This is a genomic window from Rhodococcus sp. HM1 (assembly GCF_023218075.1).
Classification (GTDB): domain Bacteria; phylum Actinomycetota; class Actinomycetes; order Mycobacteriales; family Mycobacteriaceae; genus Rhodococcus.
In genome coordinates this window covers 93,370-100,080 of record NZ_JALPTB010000019.1, presented here as the reverse complement: position 1 = coordinate 100,080, position 6,711 = coordinate 93,370, and the positions used below count along the sequence as shown (strand labels likewise).

The following is a 6,711-nucleotide window of genomic DNA, read 5'->3' as shown; positions in this document are numbered from 1 at the left end:
AGCCGGGACGTTCCGTGCCGCCGGTTCCGACCCCGACCCCGACCCCGGCGGAACCGGCGGCACGGAACGTCCCGGCTTCCCCCGTGGCGCCGGCCGCACCGGGTTGGGCAGAGAGCCGTCCGCCGAGCACGCCCGCGAGCGTCGAACAGGTCTGGCGCACGTCCCGACCTCCCGAGACCTGGAGGGCCCCTGCGCCCTACGGTCAGCAGGTTCCGATGCCGTACCCGGGTCAGGGCAACGGACACCCTACACAGCAGGACAGGGCCGAACTCGGTGCACAGATCGTGCACGACGATCCGCGCGGACCGGGTACGCCCCCGGATTCGTGGGGCCGCTGACGGTTACGACGCGACCGGGGGTGGCGTCGTGGGCTCCGAGTCGAGGATGTCAGAAACCCCGGTGCATGCGGTTGCGGCCGATTGCACCACAGCCAGAGACGGTTTCGCGGTGAAGTTGTACTCGAGCAAACCGAAGTTCTGTTCGCGGTCGGACAGGTTGGTGCCGTGGTTGCGCAGCGTGTACACGAACACCTTGTCGACGTACCCGAGCCGGCGTGCCTCCGCGATGCCGTCGCGGATGATGTCCGCCTGCCGTTGTGCGCTCACCGCGTCGCTCGCCCGGCCCGTCGGTGCGCCGAATTCGGTCGCCCAGATCTCGGTGGCCGAGTCGCCGTACTGCACCATCGTGTCCCGCATGAACCGCATGCGGTAGAAGGTGTTCCAACTCTGGGTGCTCGCCTCGGACGGTAGCGCCGGCCAGCTGTAGGGGTGGACGGACAGTGCGTCGAAATATTGTTGTGCTCCACGCTGATAGAGCTGCTGCACATAGGTGGTGGGCGCGATGTTCGTGCCGTCGTCGACCGCCGGTGCGAGGCCTCCGTTGAGGATCATCGCGCCGGGCTGCACCGAACGGATGGCCTGCGCTGCGGCGGACAGCAACTGCACGTAGGCATCCGGGTTCGGGGCGGGCCGGAAGAAGTTCACCAGATTCGGTTCGTTCCAGATCTCCCACGTGGCGATCCTGCCGTTGTAGCGCTCCGCGGCCTGCTTCGCGAAGGTCGCGAAAGCCGCCGGATCCGCGGGCCGGCCGTGCGAATCGGAGGTGCCTGCCACCCGGGCCCAGGCCGGGGTGTAGGTGATGATGCCGAGCAGATTCAGTCCGCGGGCACGGGCCCGGTCGACGAGCCGATCGATCGCAGACCAGTTCTGTTGTCCTCGGGTGGCTTCCACGACGGACCAGTCGATGTCGAATCTCAGCCAGCGGATTCCCGTGTTCCACATGGTGTCGAGTTCCCGGCTGAGGTCGGCATCCGAGAGACCCAGCATGGGTGCGCCACCGGAAATGCCGAGGTCGGAGGTGGTGCAGCCGGTCGGTGGAGGCGGTGCGGGCGGAGCGCAGGCGACGGTGGCGGCGAGGAATCCGGCGACGAGCACCGGCACTGCGGATCGGAACAGGCGTGAATGTCGCACGGCGATACCTTCTTCCGGTCACGTCCGGTGTTCGGACGTCTGGCGGTACCCGGGCGTGCGCAGGCACGAGCCGCGGCCTGTAACCTACGAGCGTCCCGGACCGATACCCCGGCGAGGGCATCGGTGACAACGGTTACCACCCGTCACAGTGGTAACAGCAGTAACAGAGCCATCGGGAAGAATGTATCGACATGAGGGGCCGTGCCGCCGGTATTTGCCGACGATTTTCGTACACGGCTGTCGGCAGACGCGAACCGGCGGCAGTGCAGCGACCCTCGTCGGGATGATTCGATGACGTTCGCGATCCACGACGAGTCCACGATCGAGACGATCCTGGACGACTGGCACGACCTGACCGCGCGCATCCCGCACCGGGTGGCGACCCGTCCGTCCTACGCATTGACGTGGTTCCGCGCCCTCGGCCGCGGACGCCTCGCGGTGTGCGCCGTCCGCCGCCACGGACGTCTCGTCGCGGTGGCACCGCTGCACAGCCGGAGTCGTCTCGGTGTCCGTGCGTACCGGGTTCTCGGGCACGGTCTCGCGACCATCGGTGGGGTGCTCGCCGAGGACGACGACGCGCTGAACGAATTGGTCGATGCCCTCGCCGCCCGGCGGATTCCGCTGCAACTGACACATCTGGAATCGACGGACCCCCTCATCGTGGCCCTCCGCAGATCGAACTGCTGGCACGTCGACGCATACATCGACGATCACTGCCTGACCATCGATCTCGAACCCGGACAGACTGCGGCTGCGTTGCGCGGAAAGAAAACCCTCAAGTCGCTCCGGCGCATCGAACGATCGCTGGAGAAGGCCGGCACCCCGGCGTCCGTCGAGGTCGTCACGGAACCGGCGGATCTTGCCCGGCGATGGCCGGACATCGCCGGCGTCGCCGCCCGCGCCGACGCCGACAGCGGCCGCGTCGACTTCTGTGCCCCGCCGATCGCAGCGTTCACCCGGCCGTTCCTGGAGGCCGAAGCGCGCGCCGGGTCGCTGCTCGTCGCGGGTCTGATCGTCGGCGACCGCTGGGTCGCGCACGAGATCATGTTCCGCACCGGCAGCACCGCGGAGATGTGGATGGCCCGGTTCGATCCCGACGTTGCGCACCTGCGACCCGGACACCTGCTGCATCGGTGGCTCGCCGATCACCACGACGACCTGGGCATCACCCGATTCGACTACCTGCTCGGAACCTCGGAATTCAAATCCCGTTGGGCCAACGGGGGATACGACGCGGTCACGGTCACCGCCACCCCGCGGGGCCGGCCGTTGCACCGGTGGACGCTCGACGTCGCCGACCGCGCCGCCGACCGGATCCGCCCGCTTCGATCCGTAATCGAAATACACTGACCGCCAACGGCTTCAGATGCATCCCGGGGTCGATGCGGCGCGCTGCACCACGGCCATCGCGGGTTTCGGATCGAGATCGTGGTCGACGATGCCGAAGTTCTGCTCGCGGTCGGCGGCATCGGTCCCGCGATCGACGAGACTGTAGACGAACAGTTTGTCGACGAACGGCAGCCGCCGCTGCTCGTTGATGCCGTCGCGCAGGATCTCGGCCTGCTCGTCGGGGGACACGCTGTCCTCGCCCGAACCGGTCGGCGCCCCGAACTCGGTGGCCCAGATCCGGGTGTCCCCGTCGTCGTGATCCGCCATGACGGCGTGCAGGTTCCGCATGCGGTAGTAGGCGTTCCAGCGCCGCGTCCCGGCGTCGGAGGGCAGTGCCGGATAGCTGTACGGATGCATGCCCACGGCATCGAAGTCGTCTTCGACGCCCAGGCCGTACAGCTCGTCGAGAAAGGTCGTGGGGCTGATGTCGGTACCGTCGTCGGTGGCGGGGGACAACCCGCCGGTGACGACCACCGCCTCCGGTGCTGCGGCCCGGATCGTGGCCGCCGCGGCGGAAAGTAGCATCGCGTACTGTTCGACATCCGGTGCGGGCGTGAAGAACTGCGTCAGGTTCGGCTCGTTCCAGATCTCCCAGTGGCGCACCGTACCCGCGTACCGGACCGCGGCATCCCCGGCGAAGCGGCCGAACTCGGCGGGATCGGAGGGACGGCCGTGCGAGTCATCCCCCGCCTCGTCGACGCGTGCCCACGCGGGGGTGTTGGTGATCAGACCGAGCACCTGCAATCCGCGTTCGGTGGCCGCGGCCACGACCCGATCGACACCGTTCCAATCGCTCCGGCCGCGTTCCGGTTCGATCGTCGACCAGTCCACGTCGAAGCGGATCCAGCGGGCGCCGGACGCCTCGACGAGGTCGAGATACCGCTCGAGACGGTCGGCGGGCATCGCGTCGAGGCCGGACCCGGTGGCGATCCCGAGACTGTCGGCGGTGACCGACGGGTCGCACGGCAGCGGGTCCGGGGAGCAGGCCGTCGCGGTGAGCACCACCGTGGTCAGAGCGGCGATCGTCCCGGCGACGGCGCGGCGGGGGAACGACTCAGGCACGCAGCAACTCCTCGAGCATCCGGGGGACGGTGGTCGTGCGGTCGTAGTTCTCCTCGACCCGGCGGCGGGCCGTCTCCGTGACCGACCGGCGCAGGCCGTCGTCGGTGAGTATCCGGTGGAGCGCCGCGGCGAGCGCATCCGGATCACCGGGTGGAACCAGAAGTCCCGCACCGCCCCCCAGCAACACCGACGTGCCGCCGTGATCGGTGCCGACCATCGGCACGCCCACGCTCATCGCCTCGAGCGCCACCAGCGGGCCCGCTTCGGGGGAGATGCTGGCGGACACGGCGACGTCCCAGGTACGCAGTGTCGGAAGGGGTTCGACGCGGCCGAGGAAGGCGACGCGGCCGTCGAGGTCGGGTTCGCTCGCACGCCTGCGAAGTTCCTCGGCGTACGGTTCGTCGCCGGGAAAGGGTTCGCCGGCGATCTCGAGCCGGACCCCCGGCATGCGGGACACCGCGTCGAGCAGCACCCGGTGTCCCTTCCACGGGGTCAGCGCACCCATCATGCCGATCACCGGGGTCGCCGCGACGTCCGGGGAGACCCTGAAGTCGGGAACCTCGACACCGAGATGCGCGACCGTCACGGGGATTCCCAACTGCCGGGGCGGCCGGGCCGTCGGCTCCGAAACCGCGACAGCGCGGGCGATTCCGCGGCGCGACAACCGCACGATCCCTCGTTGCTCGGCACTCGACAGGGTGTCGTGCACGAGCCACACCACGCCGGGTATCCGCGCGACCGCGACGGCGGGCAACGCGAACAGCGAGTTCACGATCACCGTGTCCTCCCGTCCGCGCAGTGCCGCCCGGAGGATCCGGCCGGTCTGCAGCCACCCGGCAGCGATCCGGGCGACCGTTGCGGCCTTGGCGAGTCCGCGTTCGCCCTGCGGTCCGAGCAGGGGGATCGCCAGGATGTCGACCTCGGCCGGCAGTCGCGACCGCAGCGGCCCGTCGGGGCAGGCGACGGCGACCGGGCGACCCTCGTCGAGGGCGCACCGCACCAGTTGCAGCATGACCAGTTCGGCCCCGGACACCTGGGCGGTGTGGGTGACGAAGACGACGCGGCGTCGCGTGGAAGTGGGTCGGTAATTCACGAGTGCTACCTGGACTTCAGGAGATGGACGAGCCGGATTCTTCCGGCAACGGGCAGGAACTGCATGCCCGCGAGGACGAGCGTGGGCGCGACCGCGGCGGTCACGATCCACGGGATGTGGAAGCGGTCGGTCAGCAGCGTCGCCCACACGGTCACCGCGAAGCCGAGGATCGCGACACCGACGACCGCACCGGCCGGGAACAGCCGACGGACCGGGACCGTGCGGGCGACGACGATCCAGATGGCGGCCAGTAGAACCAGATCGGTGACGAGTGTCGCGATCGACGCCCCGAAGTACGACCACCGCGGGATCATGACCAGATTGAGCGCCACGTTCGCGGCCAGGCCGGCGAGCGCGACCCACGGATAGACGCGGTGGCGGGACGTGGAGACGAGCACCATCAATCCGAGTTCGGTGAGCATGGACAGGGCGCTGCCGAGCACGAGGAACCGGCCGGCGTCGGCGGCTTCGGCGAAACGGGAACCGTAGAGCAGATCCATCAATGCCGGTGCAACAGGCCAGAACGCGGCGACGGCGACCGCACCGAGCACGGTGAGGAGGATCGCCGCCTCGCGGGTGCGGCCGCGGAATCGCTCGGTGTCCCCGGGCCACGTCGCGACGAGCAGGGTGGTGACGGGACCGACGACGGTCGAGGCGACGATCCCGAGGAGGTCGGCGAACTTGTAGCCGACGGTGTAGAGCCCCACGGCGTCGAACGAGTCCATGCGGCCGAGCATCAGCACGTCGATCTTCGACAAGATCGTGATGAGCGCGAAGCCGATACTCAGCGGCACGGCCTCGGCGAGCATCTCGCGCCATCGCCACAACTGGGCGCGGGCCGCGGGTACAGGACCGGCGATACCGTTTCGCACGCCGCGGATCTTGACGACGATCGCGACGATCTCGTTGATCACCGCCGGCACGACGAGCACCAGCAGCACGGGGGCGAACAGTACGGCGGCGACGGTGCAGACGAGCTGCACGAGCTGGCCGAGTGTCTCGGCAACCGCGACGTACGCCATCCGTAATCGGCTCTGGTACATCACCGTCAGCGCGTGACTGGGTGTCGCGACCACGACGACGAGACCGGCGACCACGGTCGCCCACACCACATCCGACGGATAACCCATCACCAGCACGTAGGCGATCGCGAGCAGGTGACCGAGCATGCCCAGCGCGGCGCGCAGCGCGATGAACGCCGTCGTCACGTAGGACACTTCCCACGGGTTGCACTCGACGAGCTTCGCGAGGACCACGCGGCCGACACCGAGATCGGTGACGACCGACAGCAGGCCGAGCAGACCGAAGACGAACGAGAACTTGCCGAAGTCGTCGGGTGACAGCGCGCGGGCGACGATCATCGATCCGGTCCAGCCCATCGCGGCGACCGCGACGCGGCTGCCCAGCATCGTGATCGTGTTGCGGCGGGCGTCGCGCGCGTCGAGTTCGGGGGTCTGCGGTTCGTGGATCGTGTCCTCGCGAATCTTCGCGGCGATCCGCTGCAGCACGACCGTCTCGGCGGCGACGTCGCCGCGGACACTGCCCTGGCCGGTCCCGTAGCTGGGGCTGCCCAGCGCGGACCACGATGCGGTGTCCCAGAGCCGGGCATGGCGTCCGACACCCGACTCTGTCGCGAAGCTCTGCGCGACCCCGGGCTCGCCGAGGTCGTCCGGTCGTGTGTGCCTGCCCATCGCTACC

Annotated in this window: 5 protein-coding genes; 1 reads left to right on the top strand and 4 read right to left on the bottom strand. The window is 69.1% G+C overall.

Annotated elements, in window-relative coordinates; genetic code table 11:
- Positions 1-341: 341 nt before the first annotated feature.
- Positions 342-1,469: a cellulase family glycosylhydrolase gene (locus tag M1M07_RS12545; protein ID WP_248674368.1), complete on the bottom strand. Its 1,128-nt coding sequence runs from the start codon at positions 1,467-1,469 to the stop codon at positions 342-344.
- Between the two features lie 291 nt (positions 1,470-1,760).
- On the opposite strand from M1M07_RS12545, the gene M1M07_RS12540 reads away from it, so the two are divergent.
- Entirely contained in the window at positions 1,761-2,819 is a 1,059-nt protein-coding gene (locus M1M07_RS12540; RefSeq protein ID WP_248674367.1) for a GNAT family N-acetyltransferase, read from the top strand.
- A 12-nt stretch (positions 2,820-2,831) separates the two neighbouring features.
- Here M1M07_RS12540 and M1M07_RS12535 read toward each other — a convergent pair whose 3' ends face one another.
- From M1M07_RS12535 to M1M07_RS12525, 3 genes are read right to left on the bottom strand one after another with little or no spacing between them, the layout of a single operon-like run.
- A complete protein-coding gene (locus tag M1M07_RS12535; protein ID WP_248674366.1) occupies positions 2,832-3,920 on the bottom strand; it encodes a cellulase family glycosylhydrolase in 1,089 nt (362 codons plus the stop codon).
- Positions 3,913-5,013 (bottom strand): glycosyltransferase family 4 protein, encoded by a 1,101-nt coding sequence (locus M1M07_RS12530; protein WP_248674365.1) that lies wholly within the window; start codon positions 5,011-5,013, stop codon positions 3,913-3,915. The genes M1M07_RS12535 and M1M07_RS12530 overlap by 8 nt, the downstream gene beginning before the upstream one ends.
- A 5-nt stretch (positions 5,014-5,018) precedes the next feature.
- Positions 5,019-6,704, bottom strand: coding sequence for a flippase (locus tag M1M07_RS12525; protein ID WP_248674364.1), 1,686 nt, complete (start codon positions 6,702-6,704; stop codon positions 5,019-5,021).
- Positions 6,705-6,711: the final 7 nt, after the last annotated feature.